The following is a 20,701-nucleotide window of genomic DNA, read 5'->3' on the forward strand; positions in this document are numbered from 1 at the left end:
TCTCTGCTAAGTCGGAAGACGAAGTATAGGGGCTGACGCCTGCCCGGTGCTGGAAGGTTAGGGGAAGTGTGAGAGCACTGAACCGAAGCCCCAGTGAACGGCGGCCGTAACTATAACGGTCCTAAGGTAGCGAAATTCCTTGTCGGGTAAGTTCCGACCCGCACGAAAGGCGTAACGACTTGGGCGCTGTCTTGATGAGGGGCCCGGTGAAATTGTAGTACTCGTGAAGATGCGAGTTACCCGCGATTGGACAGAAAGACCCCGTGGAGCTTTACTGTAGCCTGTCACTGGATTTTGGTAATTCTTGTACAGGATAGGTGGGAGACGGAGAAGGTAGGGCGCCAGCCTTACTGGAGTCGGCGTTGGGATACCACCCTGGGATTACCGGAATTCTAACCTATAGCCGTGGAACCGGCGTAGGGACAATGGCAGGTGGGCAGTTTGACTGGGGCGGTCGCCTCCTAAAGGGTAACGGAGGCGCCCAAAGGTTACCTCAGCGCGGACGGGAATCGCGCGAGAGAGTGCAAAGGCAGAAGGTAGCCTGACTGCGAGAGAGACATCTCGAGCAGGGACGAAAGTCGGGCTTAGTGATCCGGCGGCAGTGAGTGGGAACGCCGTCGCTCAACGGATAAAAGCTACCCCGGGGATAACAGGCTGATCTCCCCCAAGAGTCCACATCGACGGGGAGGTTTGGCACCTCGATGTCGGCTCATCGCATCCTGGGGCTGAAGTAGGTCCCAAGGGTTGGGCTGTTCGCCCATTAAAGCGGTACGCGAGCTGGGTTCAGAACGTCGTGAGACAGTTCGGTCCCTATCCGTCGCGGGCGAAGGAAACTTGAGAGGCACTGCCCCTAGTACGAGAGGACCGGGGTGGACGAACCGATGGTGTACCAGTTGCACCGCCAGGTGCACAGCTGGGTAGCCAAGTTCGGAGGGGATAAACGCTGAAAGCATCTAAGCGTGAAGCCCGCCTCAAGATTAGGTTTCCCACCCGAGAGGGGTAAGACACCTCGAAGACCACGAGGTAGATAGGCCGGGGGTGTAAGAGTGGAAACACTCTTAGCTGACCGGTACTAATCAGTCGAGGACTTGACCGAGAAGGCTTTGTGCAGTTTTGAGGGTCTAGATTTCCGGTGGCGATAGCGGAGGGGAAACACCCGTTCCCATTCCGAACACGGAAGTTAAGCCCTCCAGCGCCGATGGTACTGCTTTCGCGGGAGAGTAGGTCGCTGCCGGTAAAATTTTATACATATTTAAAAGAGGTAGTCTGTTTTTAAAATGGACTACCTCTTTTCTAGTTTTTGTTTTTTATGTGGTGGAATTAGTAACTGCAATTAGTTTAACTAAAGGAGTTCAAGTAGCATTTCTTCTGCAGGGTCAATAATATGCATATTTAATTTTTCTGCAAGCTTTTCTTTCAAATAAGGTAAGTGGGTGCAACCTAGTACTATACCATCTGCATTAAAATTTTTAGGTACTAAATCAGCGAGACTAAATTTCTCGATGATAACTTCTGGAATTTCAAAATTTTCAATTGCCCTTATTATAGGAAGCATAGTTATTCCGATAATTTGAACTAACGGGTTATTTTCATAAAATATCTTTTCTATGGCCTCTAAGGATTGACTATTAGCAGCCCAAATTACCAGCCGATTGTACTTTGAAGCTACACTATGGTATACTTGAAGAGGTGTTACAATATTAGTATCTGGGTATTTTTGTTTTACGAGTTCAAGGTCTATTGCAGCTGAAAGAGAATTGCAGTAAATCATTATCTTCTTTATGTTTTCTTTTTTAAAATCCCCGATGATAGAGATTACTTTTTGTGTGAGGACATCAGGTTTTAAAAATTGGAGGATGTTTTGTTCATCCGGGGTTGAAGCCGTGGAAATTCCCAATGCTTCAATCCCGTTTTTTTTCACAAAATCAACTCCCATTTGAGTATCTACTGGAGTACCAGCGATAACCCCAATAATTTTATGAGATTGTGACAATAAGATCGCCTCCTGTTTAGAAAGCAGGTACTACGGCACCTTTATAATTGTCCTCGATAAATTTTTTAACTTCTGGAGAATTTAAGGCTTCGGCTAACTTCTTAAGTTCAGGCCTTGATTCATCACCTTTGCGAACTACCAGTACATTGACATAAGGGGAATTTGCTGATTCGATAAAGAGAGCATCCTTAGTGGGTACAAGTCCAGCTTCCAACGCATAGTTGGTATTTATTACTGCTGCGTCTACATCTGATAATACTCTTGGCAGAGTAGCTGCTTCCAACTCGGAAATCTTAATTTTTTTAGGATTTTCGACAATGTCATTTACTGTTGCTTTAATACCTGCATCTGGTTTTAATTTTATTATTCCAGCTGATTGCAGCAGTAGCAAAGCTCTTCCGCCATTGGTAGCATCATTTGGTATGGCAATAGTAGCACCTTCTTTTAATTCACTGAGATTTTTAATTTTTTGTGAGTATATTCCCATAGGTTCGATATGAACTTTAGCAATGTATGTTAAATTGAGATTATGTTCCTTTAAAAAGTCTTCAAGATAAGGAATATGCTGAAAGTAATTAGCATCTAATTCTTTTTCAGCAAGTTTTAGATTAGGTTGCACATAATCTGTAAACTCTACAATTTCTAAATTAATTCCCTCTTTCGCAAGTATAGGTTTTACGACGTTTAAAATTTGGGCGTGGGGCACTGGAGTAGCTCCTACTTTGATGGTTATCTTTGATGTGTCCTGTGTTTGGGATTGGGATGTTTGTTTTGCTCCACATCCTGAGATAAAAAGTGTTATAAGACTAAATAGTAAAACTACGGTTAAAATTTTTTCACTTTAATTTCCTCCTTTTTAAATATAATTTACCGGTTCCTTGACAGATGTTTTACTAATATATCTCCTAGAAATTGAATTAGTTGTACCATAGCTACCAAAATTGCTACGGTATAAAGCATAATGTCGAGCATAAATCGCTGATATCCATATCTTACTGCTAAATCTCCTAGCCCACCACCTCCTATAACACCTGCCATTGCAGAATATCCTACTAAATTTATAGTAGTTATAGTAACCCCTGCTGCTATGGAAGGTAGAGCCTCAGGGATTAACACCTTAGTTATAATTTGAAAAGGCGAAGCTCCCATAGACTGGGCTGCTTCAATGACACCGCGGTCTACCTCTCTCAATGCTGTTTCGGTAAGCCTTCCCATAAAAGGGATAGCTGCTACAGAAAGTGGAACAATAGCAGCAGTGGTTCCTATAGCTTTTCCTACAAGCAACCGGGTGAAAGGTATAAGTACAATTAAAAGTATTACAAAGGGTACAGAACGGAAAATATTTACAATAGTACCTAGTATTTTGTTTAAAGGTTCGTTATGCAGTATCTGATCTTTGTCAGTTACCATTAACAGCACACCAAGTGGTACACCAAAAATTGTTGCTATGAGCGTTGATACCACTACCATGTATATAGTTTGCCACGTTCCGACCAGCAATAAGTTTATAGTTTCAGACATTTTCAATCACCTCCACGTCGAGTCCCAAATCTTTTAGATATTTTAAAGCAGCGTCTGTTTCACCGTTTTTGCCTCTTAGCTCAACTATAAGAGTACCGTAGGGCATACCCTGGATGTGGTCAATGTTTCCATAGAGAATATTGGTGTCAACATCAAATTTTCTTATAATGCTTGATATGACAGGTTCTGTTGTAATTTCGCCGAAAAAGGCAATTTTAATAATTTTGCCTTCCAAGTGTTCGTGGGACAAGTTTTCAATCCTATCTTTTAATTCCTTAGGTATTTCTGATAAAGTTACAGATTTTAAAAAATTTCGTGCGGTTTCTGTTTGAGGTTTTTTAAATACTTCAATAAGAGGTCCCTGTTCTACCACACGACTTTTTTCAATAACTGCTACTTTATTGCAAATTTGTTTAATGACATTCATTTCATGAGTTATGAGAACTATGGTGATTCCCAGCTCCCTATTTATATCTTTTAAAAGATTTAAAATAGAAAGAGTTGTTTCTGGATCCAGCGCTGAAGTAGGCTCGTCACAAAGAAGAACTTTCGGATCATTAGCCAGGGCTCGTGCTATGCCTACCCGCTGTTTTTGACCGCCTGAAAGCTGAGAAGGATAGTTGTCGGCCTTGTCGGAAAGCCCCACGAGCTCTAAAAGATTTTCTACTTTTTTATCGATTGTCCTTTTGTCCAGCCCGGCAATCTCCAAAGGAAAAGCCACATTGCCTCTGACAGTTCTGGATGATAACAGATTAAAATGCTGGAATATCATGCCTATTTTTTTTCGCATTTCTTTTAATTCAGAGGGAGAAAGCCGAGTCATTTCAACACCATCTATCTCAATTGAACCGGAAGTTGGCTTTTCGAGCATATTTATGCAGCGCAGGAGAGTACTCTTTCCAGCACCGCTCAGACCTATAATTCCAAAAATATCGCCTTTTTCTATGTTGAGGTTGACGTCTTCCAAAGCCCTAACATTTCCTGAAGCTGAATGATAAACTTTTGTAAGATTTCTAATATAGATCAAAGAAAAGCCTCCTTTCCCAAAATAAAAATAAAAAATCCTCTTCTGACAGTACGAAGAGGTTTTTAAATCCTCTTATCTGCCAGAACTCAACGTTCTGCAGGAATTAGCACCGTGCAGCCGCATGTTTAAAACTTTCGGCCACCGGTTGCCGGGTTTCATCGGGCCAGTCCCTCCACCTGCTCTCGATAAGAGTTTTTATTTTATTATTCACTTCAGCAATTTAATTAGATAATAACATCAACATAAACTTTTGTCAATAGGTTAAAAAAGTCATGATGTAAGTTATTTAAAAAATCATAAAGCTAACAGAAACAGAGACAAGAAAAATATAGCAATAGTCTATTTGAGATGGATTTTTTTTGCTTCTATTTGCTATAATTTTGAGGAGGACAATGAAAGTTTTAATACAATTATTTCCATGGAAATAGAAAAAAGGAGGAATGCTATGAGAACGTTTATTGGAATTGATTTAGATGAAAAATCAATAGGGAAATTATCAAGTTTTCAGGAAGAGTTAAAAAATTATACGATAAAAGGAAGATGGACTCATAAAGATAATTTCCATATTACTTTAAAATTTCTAGGGGAAATAGAAACAGAAAGTGTAATGAAAATAAAAGACTCTCTTGAAGTAGCAGTAAAAGATATTAGTCCCTTTTATATAAAATTTGACAAAGTAGGATTTTTTAAGGGAAATGGCGATATGCGAGTATTGTGGGTAGGTACAGAAGAAAATTCCTTTCTTAATAAATTGCATCACAATATAGATAAAGAATTATATAAAATAGGATTTGCAAAAGATGAAAGAAAATTTACTTCTCACATTACTATTGCAAGAGATATACGTTTAAACATTGGAATAGAAGAAGTAAATAATCTTTTTGAAAAACAAGAGAAAGAGGCTATTTTAGTAGATACAATTTTTTTGTATGAGAGCGTTATACAAGAAAATAGAAGAAAATATATTCCTATATTTAGTGTGCCTTTAAAATCGAGTAGGAGCTGAATAATTATTTTATTCAGCGTCCTCTCACACCACCGTACGTACCGTTCGGTATACGGCGGTTCATTAGGAATTGTGTACAATTAGATATCTTTGGGATAAACTCCTATAACCTATGCTTTCAAAGTATTTATTTGTAAGAGTCTTATTTAGGATTGGGCTATTGGATATTCTCCAGTAGCCTTTCCTTGTATTGGCGTATTCCCAGGCTTTTTGTTCTTCTACTCCTAGTTTTACTAAGTTATCATGCTTCGTTTTTATCTTCTTCCATTGTTTCCATATACATGCCCTTAGTCTTCGCCTTATCCATTCGTCAAGGGTTTTCATTATGCTTTTCGCGTCTGCTAACCCAAAATAGTTGACCCATCCTGTTGTTATTTGATTTAGTCTTTTTATTCTGTTTTCCATGCTTATTCCCTTGTTCCGATTGGTTATTTCTCTTACTTTTTCCTTAAACCTTTTGATGGATTTTTCATGGATTCTTATTCTTACTTCGTTTTCTTTTGTGTAGAATGAAAATCCAAGAAATTTTCTTCTCCATGGTCTATCTACAGCACTTTTTGCTTCGTTGACTTTTAGTTTAATTTGCTTTCTATGAATTTCTTTATGCTCTTCATTACTCTGTTTCCTGCAGACCTGCTTTTTACATATATGTTGCAGTCATCTGCATATCGGCAGAATTTATGCCCTCGTTTCTCAAGTTCTTTGTCTAGTTCGTCCAACATTATGTTTTGCTAATAGAGGACTTAAAGGCCCTCCTTGGGGTGTCCCTTCTTCTGTTGATACTTTGATTCCGTTTATCATTACTCCTGATTCTAGGTATCTTTCGTATTAACTTTAGTACCCTTTTATCTCCTATCCGCTTTTCTAGTTTGGACATTTATTATGTCGTGGTTTTACTCTGTCAAAGAACTTTTTCTAAGTCCATATCTACAACCCATGTGTATCCTTCATTTATGTATGCTTCTGCGGCTTTTATTGCGTCTTTTGCACTGCGTCCTGGTCTGAATCCATAACTGCTATCTGAAAATGTATGGTTGTAGACTTTATTCAGTATTTGGGCTATTGCTTGTTGTATTAGTCTATCTAGTGCTGTAGGTATTCCTAGTAGTCTTACTCCTCCATCTGGTTTGGGAATTTCTACTCTTCGCACTGGTTGTGGTTTGTATTTCCCCTCCAGCAGTTGTTGTTTTATGGTCGGCCAGTTTTCTTTGAGATACGGTAGAAGTTCATCTACTTCCATCCCATCGACTCCATGGCTTCCTTTATTTGCAACAACGCGCTTGTATGCTGCTTCCAAGTTCCCTTCGTTTTAACTATCATTTTCAAGCATCTTGCCGGGAAAATCTTTGTACCTCGTTTCTTCCATCTTCCGACGCCGATGATATACTAAGCACTTCCGTTGTCTTTTGAAATTCCATTTCTCTATTCAACGGATAGCCTCTTTGTTGAGTTGTCTGCAGTCTCTGCATATCTTTCGAGTCCATAAGATTTCCAAAACCTCCTAACGTTCGGTCCTTCCTTATCTATTCATGTCTAGATAAGTACTATGACCTCTGCTGACTTCTCAAGGTTCAGCCATACATCACTGCATGGGTTGTCACTTCAGATTTTACTTCCATGACTTATCCTTGAGACCTCCCCGGGTAAGAACGATAACTTTCATCTCATATATCTGCCAGATTTACTGTATGGGATTCGGGTAGTGTTGGACTTCGTTTTGTTACGCAAACTCATCCATCCCAATTCAGCCTCTTATCTGGTTCTTGTTCATCAGACCGAGATTTTGCCTTAAGCTTCCTTCAGATTCCACCTCACGATGGACACCCTTGCTCTTGGCTAGTGGTTCCCACTACCAAGCCCACAGCGGACTTTCACCGCCTAGTTATCGCCCATGCCGGGCGCACATAAGAAATAAGATGCCTAAAAAGCATCTTACGGACTGTAGACAAACTGTCGTAAAGGAGATATTTTGCATAAGGAGTGACTTGTTACAAAGCGATAACAAAACTTAGCAAGACCGAGGGTGGAGGCAGGGCCGAAGCCATGGATGGCGGAGGCGGGCACCTTAAGGCATGGATGCCGATTGTGCTCGGTACCCTGCCGGAGCCTGAAGGTCGAGCTTTAGTTTTGTCGCTTTGGAACATCGGAGCGACGATGCAAAATATTTCCTTTGAAAATTTTTTAACTTTATCAACAAACTGTAAGATGCCTAAAAAGCATCTTACTCTGGATTTACATAAAGGGTCTTTTGGTTTGTATATATTACAAAACCTGGTTTTGCGCCAGAAGGTTTTTTTACGTATTTTTTTAAGGTATAATCAACAGGTACATTTGAAGAATTTTTCGCTTTGCTATATTTGGCGGCTAATTTTGCAGCTTCAATAAGAGTTGTTTCAGGCACAGATTTGTTATTTGTCTTTATTATGACGTGGGACCCTGGTATGTCTTTTGTGTGAAGCCATATATCGTTAGGATTTGCGAATTTTAACGTTAGATAATCGTTTTGAGTGTTGTTTTTCCCTATATATATGTCGAAACCGTCTGAAGATACTACATGCAATGGTTGAGAAAGAGTTTGCCGTGATATTTTTTCTTTTGCTGCTTATGTATATACCCTTGTTCAGACAGTTCATTTTTTATTTCCTCTATTTCTGATGGTAATGTACAATTTTCCAAGTTCACTAGTTGACCTTCTAAATAAGTTATTTCCTCAAGAGTATCGGATATTTGTTTTTCTATTATTTTATTGGCATTTTTTAACTTGCTGTATTTTTTAAAGTATCTTTGGGCATTTTCTGAAGGGGAATATTTTTTGTCAATGGGTATTTCAATTTCTTCGCCAGTGTAATAGTTCATGGTTTTGAAGCTTTCCATTCCTTTTTTTAGAAGGTGCATATTTGCTGTTATAAGTTCGCCGTAAAGTCTAAAAGTGTCAGCATTTTTTGCTTCGTTTAATTCTTGTTGAAGTTTATCTAATTTGTTATAAAGTTTTTCTAAATTGTTGTTGATGATTTTTCTTAAATCCGAGGACCTTGCTTGCAAATTTACTATATTTGCTTTTTCACTGAAAAATTTACAAGCAGCTTGGTTCACTGTAGGGAAAAAAGTTTTTGTAATATATTGAGATAAATCAATACAAGAAAAGTCAATTACTTCATTTTCCTGAAAGGCAATGCAAGGTTTTAAATTTAAGCTTAAAACATCTTCATATATTTTTTTTATGTTTTGATATAGATTTTCAATTTGCTCATCTTCTATTGATTCTACAAATCTGTCAGATACATTACATCTAAAAGCAACTTCTCTTGCTAAAGTGGGGCTAAATCCTTGTAGAATATCTATTAAGGCTTTTTCAATTTTTTTTGATTTGTAGTTGTTAACAGCTTCTTTAAAAGAAGGTAACGAAAGATTATTTATATTTAACTTTTCTTGCAGTGGTGGGCAGACATATTGCCTCCCAGGTAGTACTTCTCTTACTTTACTCATATCGGAATATACTCTTTTTATGCTATCTATTATCGTTTGAGTAGCTTTGTCAATTAATATGATATTGCTGTGTTTTCCCATTATTTCAATAATTAGAGTTTTAATTGTTTGATTTTCTAATTCATCTTTTGTTTCTATATCGATTTTTACTATTCTGTCAAATTCTACTTGTTTTATATCTATTATCCTGCCGCTTTGAAGAAATTTTCTCAAAAGCATGCAAAACATTGGAGGCTCAGCAGGATTTTCTTTATTTTCTTCTGTAAGATATATTCTTGGATAATTTGCATTAGCAGACAATAGCAGTTTATAGTTTTTACCTTTATTTCGTATTATAAAGATTAATTCTTCTTTTTCAGGTTGATATATTTTATCAATTCTTCCACCAATAATTTCTTCTTTTAATTCTTTTGTTATTGCATGTAAAGTTATACCGTCCAAAGCCATAGTTATAACCTCCAGATTTTATTGTATATAAAAAGTATACCATGAAATCGAAGGGTTTAATAGTGAAAAATTGATTGTGTTGATTTTAGTTGTAACATTTGTTACAATAAAACAAGATGTAAAAATAGGAATTAAAGTTTAATTGCCATAAGTAGAAAATTGAAAAGCAAGAGAAAGAAAGATAGAGGAGGTGGAAAGTTGAAGTGGTTACTTTTTGTGTATAAGGTCCCAAGTGATTCGTCAACAGCTAGGGTTACTATATGGAGAAGAATAAAAAAAATTGGCGCTTTGTATTTACAACAGTCTGTATGTATTGTGCCTTACATGGAAAGGCTTGTAAAAGAAATAGAAAAGTTAAAGGATGAAATTAAAGGCTTTGGAGGAGATTTTAAAGCCTTTGAAGTAGTGGCCCTTGATGAAGAAATAGAGAAGGATGTGATAGAACAATTTAATCATCAAAGGAGGGAAGAATATAGTGAAATAAAGGAACAATGTGAAGAGTTTTTTAAAGAGATTGAAAAAGAGATAGCAAGAAAAAATTTTACTTTTGCAGAATTAGAGGAAAATGAAGATGAGTTGAATAAGTTATATAAGTGGTTTGAAAAAGTAGCCCAAAGAGATGTGTTTGAGTGTGAAATGAAAAAAGAGGTTAAGGAATTATTAGAAAAAGCCAGTCGAGACTTTGAATATTTTGCTTCATTGGTTTATGAAAATAATAAAGAGTGAAGGGAGGCATTTTAATTGTTAAATGTAATTATTTTGGGGTTGACAAGTCTTCTTACAGATATATCTACTGAAATGGTATATCCTTTGATTCCACTTTTTCTCACTTCTCGACTTGGGGCAAGCCCGGCAATAGTAGGGATTATTGAAGGGTTTGCGGAAAGTCTAGCTAGTATACTTAAGGTTTTTTCAGGGTACATATCTGATAAAGTAGGTAAAAGAAAACCTTTAGCTATAGCTGGATATTCTTTTTCTACTATAGGAAAAATGTTTTTGTATTTTGCTACTTCATGGGGATGGGTTTTTTGGGGTAGAACTGCTGACAGGTTTGGAAAAGGAATACGAACAGCTCCAAGAGATGCTTTGATCGCTGAAGCTGTAGATAAAGAAAACATTGGGAGAGCATATGGACTTCATAGAGCATTGGATACTTTAGGCGCAACGATTGGAATTGCTTTAGCGTATTATTTTTTGACTTCTTATAAAGGAGATTATAAAGCAGTTTTTATGTATTCTCTAATACCAGCTTTTTTAGGAGTTATTGTGCTGTTTTTTGCTAAGGAAAGCACAGTAAAACATGAACTTTCAAAAAAACTTTCATTTTCTTGGAAAAGTCTTGATAGACGTCTTCAAATGTTTTTAATAGTTATTTTAATTTTTGCCTTAGGTAATTCTTCTAATCAGTTTTTACTTTTGAGAGCAAAAAGTGTGGGCTTTAGTGATTCGGATGTTATACTTTTGTACTTGGTGTATAATATTGTTTACATGATATTTTCATATCCAATGGGAAGATTATCTGATAAGATAGGGAGAAAAAAGCTTCTCATTATGGGTTATTTCTTTTATGGAATAGTGTATTTAGGATTTGCTGTTTTTGGCTTTAAAAGTGCTATGTGGATATTATTTTCTGTTTATGGTTTGTACATCGCTTTGACTGAGGGTGTTGAAAAGGCTTTAGTAGCGGAAATTTCTCCACCTCATTTAAAAGGTACAGTTATAGGGCTTCATGCTACTTTTACAGGCATTGGCCTTTTACCGGCTTCTTTTATAGCAGGAGTACTTTGGGATACATTGGGAGTAACTGCACCTTTTTATTTTGGCGGAATTATGGGAGTTTTGGCTGCTATTGGCCTTATGATCGTTTTATGATTGTTTTCCTCACATTTTCTTAAAATATCTAACCAAATTAGCCTTTTTTGTGTTATAATATCCTTGAAGATTAGAAAATGGAGTGATATAGGTGAAATTTACTAAAATGCATGGATTGGGAAATGACTTTATAGTAATTGAGGCTCTAGAAAATGTAGATTATAGTGAATTAGCTATTAAACTTTGTGATAGGCATTTTGGTATAGGGGCGGATGGTCTTTTAGTTGTTGAGCCTTCAGGAATTGCGGATATTAGGATGAGGATTTTTAATGCAGATGGTAGCGAAGCAGAAATGTGCGGTAATGGTTCTAGATGTTTTGCAAAATATGTTTATGAAAGAGGGATAGTAAAAAAAGAGAAAATGGCAGTGGAAACCTTAGCGGGAGTGATTATGCCAGAAGTTTTTGTAGAAAATGGGAAAGTAGAAAGTGTAAAGGTTTATATGGGCAATCCCATTTTTGAAGCTAGCAAAATACCTATAAAAAGTGACAAGCAAAAATTTATAAATGAGCCAGTAAAAATAGATGGGAAAGTTTATAAATTAACTTCTCTAAGGGTAGGAGTGCCTCATACTATTGTTTTTGTAGAATCCTTAGATGAAAATATGATTAAAGAATTAGGTCCTAAAATTGAAAAATCTTCCCTTTTCCCTCAAGGCACAAATGTAGATTTTGTAAAAGTAGAAGATAAAGAAAATATTTCTGTAAGGACTTGGGAAAGAGGTGTGGGGCTTACTCTTGCTTGTGGAAGTGGTGCCTGTGCGTCTGCAGTAGCTTCAGCAGTTTTAGGTAAGACGGAGCGAAATGTCAATGTCCATTTTAAAGCTGGAAAACTTTTAGTAGAATGGCTGGAGGACAATAGTATTTATTTATCAGGAAGTGTGGAAGAAGTCTTTAGAGGCGAGATAGAGCTTTAGTTTAATACAGAGAGAATTTGACTATAATAAGAAAAAGGTGATATGATGATAAAAAGCATGACCGGTTATGGAAGAGGTGAGATTAAGGAAAAAGGCTATTATATAACTGTGGAAATTAAATCTTTAAACCACAGATTTTTAGACATAAATTGCAGAATGAATAAGCTTTTAAGTGGACTTGAAGAAAAAGTAAGAGAATTTGTTTCGCAGCATGTTGTGAGAGGGAGAATAGAATTAAATATTGGCTTTGAAGTGTATGAAAGAAGTATTAATGTTATAGAAATTGATGAGAATCTTTTGTCAGAATATCTTAGAGTTTTTACTGATGTAAAGTCTAAATTTGAATTAGAAGGATTTATAAAGGTAAGTGATTTGGTGTATTTGCCGGAGGTTATCAAAGTAAAGAATGATGATCTGGATTTGGAAGAAATATGGGAGTTATTAAAACTGCCATTGAGTGAAGCTATTAATAACCTCATTGACATGAGAAACAAAGAAGGTATAAAATTATACGATGATGTAGTTAATAGGATAGACAAAATTTCAGATATAGTAAAAGAGATTGAAGATTTGAGTTTTGTAATGGTAGAAGATTATAGAAAAAGATTGGAACAGCGTATAAAAGAATTGGGGGTAGATATAGACCCTAATAGGATGGCAATGGAAATAGCAATTATTGCTGACAAGTCATGTATTGCTGAAGAAATAACAAGGCTTAAAAGCCATATTATTCAATTTAAAGATTCTTTAGAAGAAGAAGGGTCTGTAGGTAAAAAATTAGATTTTATAGTTCAGGAGATGAATCGTGAAGCTAATACGATTGCTTCAAAGTCAATAGACTATAGAATTTCTAGTAAAGTCATTGACTTGAAAAATGAGATTGAAAAAATTAGAGAACAAGTTCAAAATATTGAGTAGGGAGGAAAAAGTATGTCGATTAAATTAATAAATATTGGTTTTGGCAATATAATTTCGGCAAATAGATTGGTGGCAATAGTCAGTCCAGAATCAGCACCTATAAAAAGAATAATTCAAGAGGCAAAAAATAGAGGTATGCTTATTGATGCTACATATGGTAGAAGAACAAGAGCAGTTATAATAACTGATAGTGACCACATAATACTTTCTGCTGTTCAACCAGAGACCGTAGCTAATCGTCTCAATTCAAATAAAGAGATATTAGAGGACACTTTAGAAGAAGACGAAGAAGAAGAGGAAGAGTAGGGGGAATTTGTGTTGTCGAAAAAGAAAAAGGGTTACTTATTGTGCTTTCTGGGCCTTCAGGGGCAGGAAAAGGAACAATATGCAAAGCCTTGATGGAAAAAGAGAAAAATTTAAAATTGAGTATATCTGCCACCACCCGTCAGCCAAGAAGCGGGGAAATAGAAGGGAAAAACTATTTTTTTAAATCGGAAGAGGAATTTGAGAAAATGATAGAAAATGATTCTTTTTTAGAATGGGCAAAGGTATATGGCCACTACTACGGTACACCAAAGGATTTCGTGTTAAAAAATTTAGAAGAAGGAAATGATGTAGTTTTAGAGATAGATATTCAAGGAGCTTTAAAAATAAAAGAGAAGTTTCCAGAAGGAGTGTTTATTTTCATATTGCCTCCTTCAATGGAAGAATTAAAAAATAGGATTAAAAAACGGGGGACAGAGACAGAAGAGGAGATAATAAAAAGATTTAAAAGTGCTTATGAGGAATTAAACTATGTTTCCAGGTACAATTATGTAGTTATAAATGATAGTGTAGAAGAAGCGGTTGAAAAAATTAGAGCTATAATTATTGCAGAGAAATGCAGAGTTGATAGAAATAAGGATTTGTACTTAGAAATCAAGGAGGAGTTGGTATGATTTTATATCCATCAATTGTAGATTTAATGGAAAAAGTGGATAGCAAATATACTTTGTGTTCTTTAATTGCAAAAAGGGCAAGACAGCTTATTGCTGGTGACACTAAATTAGTAGACATAGATTCTGATAAACCTGTAACAATTGCTACAGAAGAAGTAAATAAAGGACTTATTACTTATGAAAGACCGCAAAAATATGGAATAAAATAGAGGGTGTTGAAATGAATACAAGCAAAAAAAATGTAATATTAGGGGTTACAGGAGGTATAGCAGCTTATAAAGCTGCAGACCTTACATCTCGACTAGTAAAAAAAGACATAAATGTGGATGTCATAATGACAAAGGAAGCTACAAATTTTATAAGCCCTCTCACTTTTGAGGCTTTAACTAACAATAAAGTAGTTGTTGACATGTTTACAGACAGGAAATATTGGGAAATTGAGCATATTTCTTTAGCAAAAAAAGCTGATGTATTTGCAATAGTTCCTGCAACCGCAAATGTTATTGCTAAGATTGCTCATGGCATTGCAGACGATATGTTAACTACTACTATTCTTGCTACAAAGAGTCCTGTATTAATTGCTCCCGCCATGAATACAAACATGTATACCAATCCTGTAACTCAAAAGAATATTAAAATTTTAAAAGAATATGGCTTTTTATTTGTGGAGCCAGCTGCCGGAAGACTTGCTTGTGGGACTTATGGCGCAGGAAGATTGGCTGATGTAGAGGAGATTGAAAAAGCTATTTTAGAGTTATTGGACAATGAGAAAAAAAGAGACTTTGAAGGGAAAAAGGTATTAGTAACAGCAGGGCCTACTCGAGAGCCTCTTGACCCTGTAAGATACATTACAAATCGCTCTTCGGGTAAAATGGGCTATGAGATTGCAAAAGCTTTAGTAGAAAGAGGGGCACAAGTGATTTTAGTTTCTGGCCCTACTTATATAGAGGTACCTAAAGACGTGACTTTTATTCCTGTAGAAACAGCGGTAGATATGTACAATGCTGTCATGATGCACCTTAATGAAGTAGACATTGTCATAGGGGCTGCAGCTGTTTCTGACTACAGACCTAAAGAGATGAAAAAAGAAAAGATAAAAAAAGATGATGAGAAATTAACTATTGAGTTGGTTAAAAATCCAGACATAATGTATGAAGTAGGACAGAAAAAAGGAAACAAGATTTTGATAGGCTTTGCTGCTGAAACTACTAATTTAGTAGAATATGCAAAAAGAAAGTTAAAGGAGAAAAATATGGATTTAATAGTTGCAAATGATGTATCTCAAGAAGGAGCAGGTTTTGAAGTAGACACTAATATAATAAAAATCATAGACAGAGATTTAAACGTAAAGGAGTATCCTTTGATGACAAAGATTGAAGCTTCTCATGTGATATTAGATGAAATAGCTAAATTGTTGTAAGGCCTTTTGGCTTTTTTTATTTGGTAAATATTTAACAGGCGGAGGTTGCCATGTTTGCCGAGGTCGTTGTAGACATTAAATCTTCTAATACTGACAGGGTATACACTTATCGTATTCCTGAAGGAATGGATATAAAAGTTGGTATGAGGGTATCTGTTCCTTTTAATAATAGGTTTATAGAGGGTTATGTAATAAGTACTACTGACAAGGCGTCTTATTCAGTGGATAAAATAAAGGATATCCATAGAATTTTAGACAGCTACAGCATATTTGATGAAAAAATGATTGAACTGGCTAAGTGGATGAAGGAATATTATAAATGTTATTTTTCTGAAGCTCTCCAGACTATAATGCCTGTAGGGATAAAGCAAGGGGAAAAGAAAGTAAAGGTTGTGAAAATAAATATTGATGAGATACCTTTCCAACTTTCTAAAAGAGCCCCTAAGCAATATGAGATTTTACAATATTTAAAAAATAGAAGTCCTATTAGGCTTTCTGAGCTTGTCAAGGTGCTCAATATAGACTATGGAGTTATAAGAAGTTTACAAAATAAAGGGTATATAGAAATTTATGAGGAAGAAGTATTGAGATTTAGTGTAAAAGATATTGAAAAAACCAAGCCTCTATTATTGACAGAAGAACAACAAAAAGCTGTAGAAGAGGTTAAAAGTTCTATCTTGACAGGCACTTTTGATAAATATTTGCTTTTTGGTGTAACAGGAAGTGGCAAAACTGAAGTTTATCTTCAATTAATAGATGAAGCTATAAAAATAGGCAAAAGCGCTATAGTTTTAGTACCAGAAATCTCATTGACGCCTCAGACTATTGAAAGGTTTGTGAGTCGATTTGGCAATAGAGTGGCTGTAATTCACAGTGGCCTTTCACCGGGAGAGCGTTTTGATGAATGGCGAAAAGTAAAAAATGGTTTAGTGGACGTAGTAGTTGGTGTGAGAAATGCAGTTTTTGCCCCTTTTAATAATCTTGGCCTTATTATAATTGACGAGGAGCATGAGACTACCTACAAACAATCAGACTTAAGACCTAAATATAATGCTAAAGAAGTGGCAGAAAAGCGGTGTGAAATAGAAAAAGCAGTTCTGGTTATGGCCAGTGCTACTCCTTCTTTAGAGACCTATTATAAAGCTAATAAAGGAGAATATAAACTTATAAGACTTACAAAAAGGATTAATGTTTCTATGCCGCAGATAGAAGTTGTCAATATGAGTGAGGAATTGGCAAGCGGAAATACTTCAATATTCAGTCGTAAATTATTTTCCTATATAAAAGAAAATCTTAAAAGGAAAGAGCAAACTATTCTTTTTTTAAACAGAAGAGGATACTCTTCATTTGTTTCCTGCAGAGATTGCGGTTATGTGCCTAAATGTCCTAATTGTGATATTTCTTTAACTTATCATTTTGAAGATAAAAAATTGGTTTGCCATTATTGTGGTTATGAGGAGACTATGAAAGAAACATGCCCTAAATGTGGAAGTAAAAGGATTAGGTATTTAGGCATAGGGACCGAAAGGGTAGAAAACGACATAAAAAAGTTTTTTCCTAATGCAAGAGTTTTGAGGATGGATGTAGATACCACAAGAAAAAAAGGGTCTCATGAGAAAATTTTTTATGACTTTAGAAATGGTAAGGCAGACATTCTAATCGGTACGCAAATGATATCTAAAGGCTTTGACATTCCAAATGTTACGTTGGTGGGAGTAATACTTGCAGATATAACTTTAAATCTTCCTGATTTTAGGTCCAGTGAGAGGACTTTTCAGCTGCTTACTCAGGTAGCTGGAAGGGCAGGAAGAGGTGAAAAGCCTGGAAGAGTAGTAATACAGACCTATGAAGATGACCACTACAGTATAGTTACTGCAAAACAGCAAAATTATGTGAAGTTTTACAACGAAGAGATAAAATACAGAGAAATTTTTAGATATCCTCCCTTTTCACATCTAATGAATATAGTGATATCAGGAGAAGAGGAAGAAGAAGTTAAAAACACTGCTGCAAACACTTATTTAACTTGTCAAAAGCTTATTAACAAACTTCAAAATAAGAGTTATAATAAAATACTAGGACCTGCTCCAGCTCCTATAAGTAAAATAAACAACCGATATAGATGGCAGGTCATTTTAAAAAGTGAAGATAGAAGCATTTTGACAGAGATAGCAGAAGAAATTCAAAAGATGAAATATCCTAAGGATATAAGGATAGCTGTAGACATTGACCCTTTGAATATCATGTAAATTTAAGGAGGTATTTATTTTGGCAATAAGGTATATTAGAAAAAATGGAGATGAGGTCTTAAGGAAAAAAGCAAAACCTGTTACAGAGATAAATCCTCATATTCTCACTATATTAGAGGATATGGCACAAACTATGTATCTCAATGATGGAGTTGGATTAGCTGCTAATCAAATAGGAGTTTTGAGAAGGTTAGTTGTCATAGATGTGGGGGAAGGACTTTTAGAGCTTATAAACCCTGAGATTGTGTATGAAGAAGGAGAACAGGTAGGGGCCGAAGGCTGTTTAAGTATTCCTGGAGTAGTAGGAGAAGTTAAAAGGCCTAAAAAAGTAAAAGTAAAATATTTGGATAGAGAAGGTAAAGAGAGGGAAATTGAAGGAGAGGATTTATTGGCAAGAGCTTTATGCCATGAAATAGATCATTTAAACGGGGTTCTGTTTATAGATAAGGCTATAAGATTTTTAGATGAAGAAGAAAAAGAAAATGTCAAGGAGGTATGACTTGTTGAAAATTGTCTTTATGGGGACGCCTGACTTTGCCGTCCCCTCTTTGCAAAAACTTTTTGAAGAAGGGTATGATGTGGCTGCAGTGGTTACGCAGCCAGATAAACAGAAAGGAAGAGGAATGAAACTTAGTTTTTCCCCTGTCAAAGAAGTGGCATTGCAAAAAGGAGTAGAAATTTTACAGCCGGAGAAAATAAAAACAATCCAGAGTTTTTAAACAGATTAAAAGAGATAAATCCCGATGTCATAGTTGTTGCAGCTTATGGAAAGATTTTGCCTGAAGAGGTTTTGACACTGCCCAAATACGGCTGCATAAATGTCCATGCTTCTCTTTTGCCAAAATACAGAGGAGCTGCTCCGATTAATTGGGCTATAATCAATGGTGAAAAAGAAACGGGTATTACTACAATGCTTATGGATAAGGGATTGGATACAGGAGATATGCTTATCAAAAAATCTATTCCTATTTTAGATAAAGATGATGCGGAAACACTTCATGATAAGCTTTCTCGATTAGGAGCAGAGGTTTTGATAGAAACCTTAAAGGCGTTAGAAAAAGGTACTTTGATTCCTGTGAAACAGCGGGAAGAGGAGGCTTCTTATTCACCAATACTTACTAAAGAAATGGGACATATAGATTGGAATAAAACGGCAGAAGAAATACGAAATTTGATAAGGGGAATGAAGCCTTGGCCTGGTTGTTATACTTTTTATGGGGATAAAATGCTAAAAATTTGGAAAGGCGAAATAGTTGAATACAATGGGAATGAAGAAAATGGAACAGTTTTAAAGTCAAAAGGGGACTTAATCGTGAAATGCGGTAAAGATGCCCTAAAGATAGTAGAAATTCAACAAGAAGGTTCTAAAAAAATGGGTATTAGGGAATATTTAATAGGTCACAATATACCTGAAGGGACAATCTTTAGATAATTTAAAAAGGAGAATTACTTTTGAAGGGGAAAAAAAGAGTTTTTTTGGGGATATTGGCAGTTACCTTTTTGGTTTTGACTTTAATTGTTTTGGGAATTTTATACGTAATAAATAGAGGTAGAATTGAACTTTATAAATATCTACTTATGACGTTAATGATTTTTGTTCTCTTTTTGATGGCTTTAATTGTAGCTGTTATTGGAGCAACTTTTTATGTGGTGGTCAGTAAAAAATCTAACAAATTTTTAAGCTCTTTCATAGCAAATTTTTTAGACCTTTTTTATCCCCTAGTGGTGTTTGTAGCAAGAGTTTTGGATTTAAAGATTGAAAAGGTAGAGCAGTCTTACATTGAAATAAAGAATTTTTTGTTTAATAAAAATATAAAGAGATATGCTCCACAAGACATATTGATATTGGCACCTCATTGCATACAATACAGCGGATGTAAATTTAAAGTGACTTATGATATAGATAATTGTAGACGATGTGGAAAGTGCCAAATCAATGATTTGGTAAACTTTAAAGAAAAATATGGTGTAAATGTGGCAGTTGCTACAGGAGGTACTCTTGCAAGAAAAGTAGTAAAGGACACAAAGCCAAAGGTAATAATAGCAATTGCTTGTGAAAGAGATTTGACAAGTGGCATGCAAGACGTGAAGCAAATCCCTGTTTATGGTATAATAAATGAGAGACCTAATGGTCCTTGCTTTAACACTCGGGTAGATGTGCAAAAAATTGAAGAGACTATAAAAAAATTGTTAAATGGAGGGTGAATAATATGTTTTGGGATACTACAATAATACTTTTAATACCTGCTTTAATATTTGCTATGTATGCACAAGCTAAGGTGCAGAGCACTTTTAGCAAGTATGCTCGCGTCAGAAATAGATATGGATATACCGCAGAGGAAGTAGCGAGAAAGATATTGGATAGTATGGGGCTTTATGATGTTAGAATTGAAAGGATACCGGGCAATTTGACTGACCATTATGATCCAAGGGCAAAAGTTTTAAGACTTTCTGAATCTGTTTATGGGAGTGAATCTATAGCTGCAATAGGAGTAGCTGCCCATGAAGCAGGGCATGCGATACAACACGCAAAAGGCTATGTGCCTTTGACTGTAAGAAACAGTCTTGTTCCTGTAGCTAATTTAGGGGCTAATTTAGCTTGGCCTTTAGTAATTTTGGGATTTTTCATGGGTGCTCCTGGATTACATTTGATAAATATAGGTATACTTCTTTTTAGTGCAGCAGTGCTTTTTCAGGTTATTACTTTGCCTGTAGAATTTGATGCAAGCAATAGAGCAATAGCGCTTCTTCAATCAAATGCGCTTTTTACAAGAGAAGATATTGAACCCGCTCGGAAGGTTTTACAAGCTGCTGCTTTGACTTATGTAGCTGCAGCATTAGTTTCTATTATGCAGCTTTTAAGATTGATTATTATAAGAAATAGCAGAGAGTAAAGGAGAAAAATACA

Annotated in this window: 17 protein-coding genes, 1 rRNA gene, 3 pseudogenes, 1 riboswitch and 2 other annotated features; of the genes and pseudogenes, 15 read left to right on the forward strand and 6 right to left on the reverse strand. The window is 35.9% G+C overall.

What is annotated here, in order from left to right:
• Nucleotides 1-175: a sequence feature (23S ribosomal RNA rRNA prediction is too short), on the forward strand.
• 40 nt (nt 176-215) lie between these two features.
• Nucleotides 216-1,084: a sequence feature (23S ribosomal RNA rRNA prediction is too short), on the forward strand.
• Between the two features lie 44 nt (nt 1,085-1,128).
• Nucleotides 1,129-1,237, forward strand: a 5S ribosomal RNA gene (rrf, locus tag THESIDRAFT1_RS10325).
• 105 nt (nt 1,238-1,342) lie between these two features.
• On the opposite strand, the gene THESIDRAFT1_RS10330 is transcribed toward rrf, so the two are convergent.
• The 4 genes from THESIDRAFT1_RS10330 to THESIDRAFT1_RS10345 are packed head-to-tail and all read right to left on the reverse strand — an operon-like array spanning nt 1,343 to nt 4,541.
• Nucleotides 1,343-1,993 carry an aspartate/glutamate racemase family protein gene (locus THESIDRAFT1_RS10330; RefSeq protein WP_003869565.1) on the reverse strand — a complete coding sequence of 217 codons (651 nt, stop codon included), beginning with the start codon at nt 1,991-1,993 and terminating at the stop codon, nt 1,343-1,345.
• 16 nt (nt 1,994-2,009) lie between these two features.
• Nucleotides 2,010-2,825 carry a MetQ/NlpA family ABC transporter substrate-binding protein gene (locus THESIDRAFT1_RS10335; protein WP_006570358.1) on the reverse strand — a complete coding sequence of 272 codons (816 nt, stop codon included), beginning with the start codon at nt 2,823-2,825 and terminating at the stop codon, nt 2,010-2,012.
• Between the two features lie 35 nt (nt 2,826-2,860).
• Nucleotides 2,861-3,514 carry a methionine ABC transporter permease gene (locus tag THESIDRAFT1_RS10340; protein WP_003869563.1) on the reverse strand — a complete coding sequence of 218 codons (654 nt, stop codon included), beginning with the start codon at nt 3,512-3,514 and terminating at the stop codon, nt 2,861-2,863.
• A complete protein-coding gene (locus THESIDRAFT1_RS10345) occupies nt 3,507-4,541 on the reverse strand; it encodes a methionine ABC transporter ATP-binding protein (RefSeq protein WP_003869562.1) in 1,035 nt (344 codons plus the stop codon). Before THESIDRAFT1_RS10345 ends, THESIDRAFT1_RS10340 begins: the two co-directional genes overlap by 8 nt.
• A 69-nt stretch (nt 4,542-4,610) precedes the next feature.
• Nucleotides 4,611-4,733: riboswitch (SAM riboswitch) on the reverse strand.
• A 253-nt stretch (nt 4,734-4,986) separates the two neighbouring features.
• Here THESIDRAFT1_RS10345 and thpR point away from each other — a divergent pair.
• Nucleotides 4,987-5,547: an RNA 2',3'-cyclic phosphodiesterase gene (gene thpR, locus THESIDRAFT1_RS10350; RefSeq protein WP_006570359.1), complete on the forward strand. Its 561-nt coding sequence runs from the start codon at nt 4,987-4,989 to the stop codon at nt 5,545-5,547.
• A 63-nt stretch (nt 5,548-5,610) separates the two neighbouring features.
• Here thpR and ltrA read toward each other — a convergent pair.
• A pseudogene (ltrA, locus tag THESIDRAFT1_RS13335) lies at nt 5,611-7,031 on the reverse strand (group II intron reverse transcriptase/maturase).
• A gap of 737 nt (nt 7,032-7,768) precedes the next feature.
• A pseudogene (locus tag THESIDRAFT1_RS10375) lies at nt 7,769-9,480 on the reverse strand (Rqc2 family fibronectin-binding protein).
• Nucleotides 9,481-9,678: 198 nt separating this feature from the next.
• Between THESIDRAFT1_RS10375 and THESIDRAFT1_RS10380 the strand changes: the two are divergent.
• The 13 genes and pseudogenes from THESIDRAFT1_RS10380 (at nt 9,679) to THESIDRAFT1_RS10440 (ending at nt 20,687) form a co-directional block, all read left to right on the forward strand.
• Entirely contained in the window at nt 9,679-10,206 is a 528-nt protein-coding gene (locus THESIDRAFT1_RS10380; RefSeq protein WP_004396143.1) for a Chromate resistance protein ChrB, read from the forward strand.
• A gap of 15 nt (nt 10,207-10,221) precedes the next feature.
• Entirely contained in the window at nt 10,222-11,352 is a 1,131-nt protein-coding gene (locus THESIDRAFT1_RS10385) for an MFS transporter (protein ID WP_003871558.1), read from the forward strand.
• A gap of 91 nt (nt 11,353-11,443) precedes the next feature.
• On the forward strand, nt 11,444-12,268 hold the full coding sequence (dapF, locus tag THESIDRAFT1_RS10390; protein ID WP_003869232.1) for a diaminopimelate epimerase: 825 nt from the start codon (nt 11,444-11,446) through the stop codon (nt 12,266-12,268).
• A gap of 45 nt (nt 12,269-12,313) precedes the next feature.
• Nucleotides 12,314-13,186 carry a YicC/YloC family endoribonuclease gene (locus THESIDRAFT1_RS10395; protein ID WP_004396145.1) on the forward strand — a complete coding sequence of 291 codons (873 nt, stop codon included), beginning with the start codon at nt 12,314-12,316 and terminating at the stop codon, nt 13,184-13,186.
• Between the two features lie 12 nt (nt 13,187-13,198).
• Nucleotides 13,199-13,492, forward strand: a complete 294-nt coding sequence (gene remA / locus THESIDRAFT1_RS10400) for an extracellular matrix/biofilm regulator RemA (protein ID WP_003869230.1) — start codon at nt 13,199-13,201, stop codon at nt 13,490-13,492.
• A 5-nt stretch (nt 13,493-13,497) separates the two neighbouring features.
• A complete protein-coding gene (gmk, locus tag THESIDRAFT1_RS10405) occupies nt 13,498-14,124 on the forward strand; it encodes a guanylate kinase (protein ID WP_006570361.1) in 627 nt (208 codons plus the stop codon).
• Entirely contained in the window at nt 14,121-14,333 is a 213-nt protein-coding gene (gene rpoZ / locus THESIDRAFT1_RS10410; RefSeq protein WP_003869228.1) for a DNA-directed RNA polymerase subunit omega, read from the forward strand. The genes gmk and rpoZ overlap by 4 nt, the downstream gene beginning before the upstream one ends.
• Before the next feature lie 11 nt (nt 14,334-14,344).
• Nucleotides 14,345-15,544: a bifunctional phosphopantothenoylcysteine decarboxylase/phosphopantothenate--cysteine ligase CoaBC gene (gene coaBC, locus THESIDRAFT1_RS10415; protein WP_006570362.1), complete on the forward strand. Its 1,200-nt coding sequence runs from the start codon at nt 14,345-14,347 to the stop codon at nt 15,542-15,544.
• A gap of 50 nt (nt 15,545-15,594) precedes the next feature.
• Entirely contained in the window at nt 15,595-17,793 is a 2,199-nt protein-coding gene (gene priA / locus THESIDRAFT1_RS10420; protein WP_006570363.1) for a primosomal protein N', read from the forward strand.
• Between the two features lie 19 nt (nt 17,794-17,812).
• Nucleotides 17,813-18,292 carry a peptide deformylase gene (gene def, locus THESIDRAFT1_RS10425; protein ID WP_003869225.1) on the forward strand — a complete coding sequence of 160 codons (480 nt, stop codon included), beginning with the start codon at nt 17,813-17,815 and terminating at the stop codon, nt 18,290-18,292.
• Between the two features lie 4 nt (nt 18,293-18,296).
• Nucleotides 18,297-19,225 (forward strand): annotated as a pseudogene (fmt, locus tag THESIDRAFT1_RS10430) (methionyl-tRNA formyltransferase).
• Nucleotides 19,226-19,245: 20 nt separating this feature from the next.
• Nucleotides 19,246-19,998 (forward strand): DUF116 domain-containing protein, encoded by a 753-nt coding sequence (locus THESIDRAFT1_RS10435; protein WP_003869223.1) that lies wholly within the window; start codon nt 19,246-19,248, stop codon nt 19,996-19,998.
• A gap of 5 nt (nt 19,999-20,003) precedes the next feature.
• Nucleotides 20,004-20,687, forward strand: coding sequence for a zinc metallopeptidase (locus THESIDRAFT1_RS10440; RefSeq protein ID WP_006570364.1), 684 nt, complete (start codon nt 20,004-20,006; stop codon nt 20,685-20,687).
• Nucleotides 20,688-20,701: the final 14 nt, after the last annotated feature.

This window comes from Thermoanaerobacter siderophilus SR4 (assembly GCF_000262445.1).
GTDB lineage: Bacteria > Bacillota > Thermoanaerobacteria > Thermoanaerobacterales > Thermoanaerobacteraceae > Thermoanaerobacter > Thermoanaerobacter ethanolicus.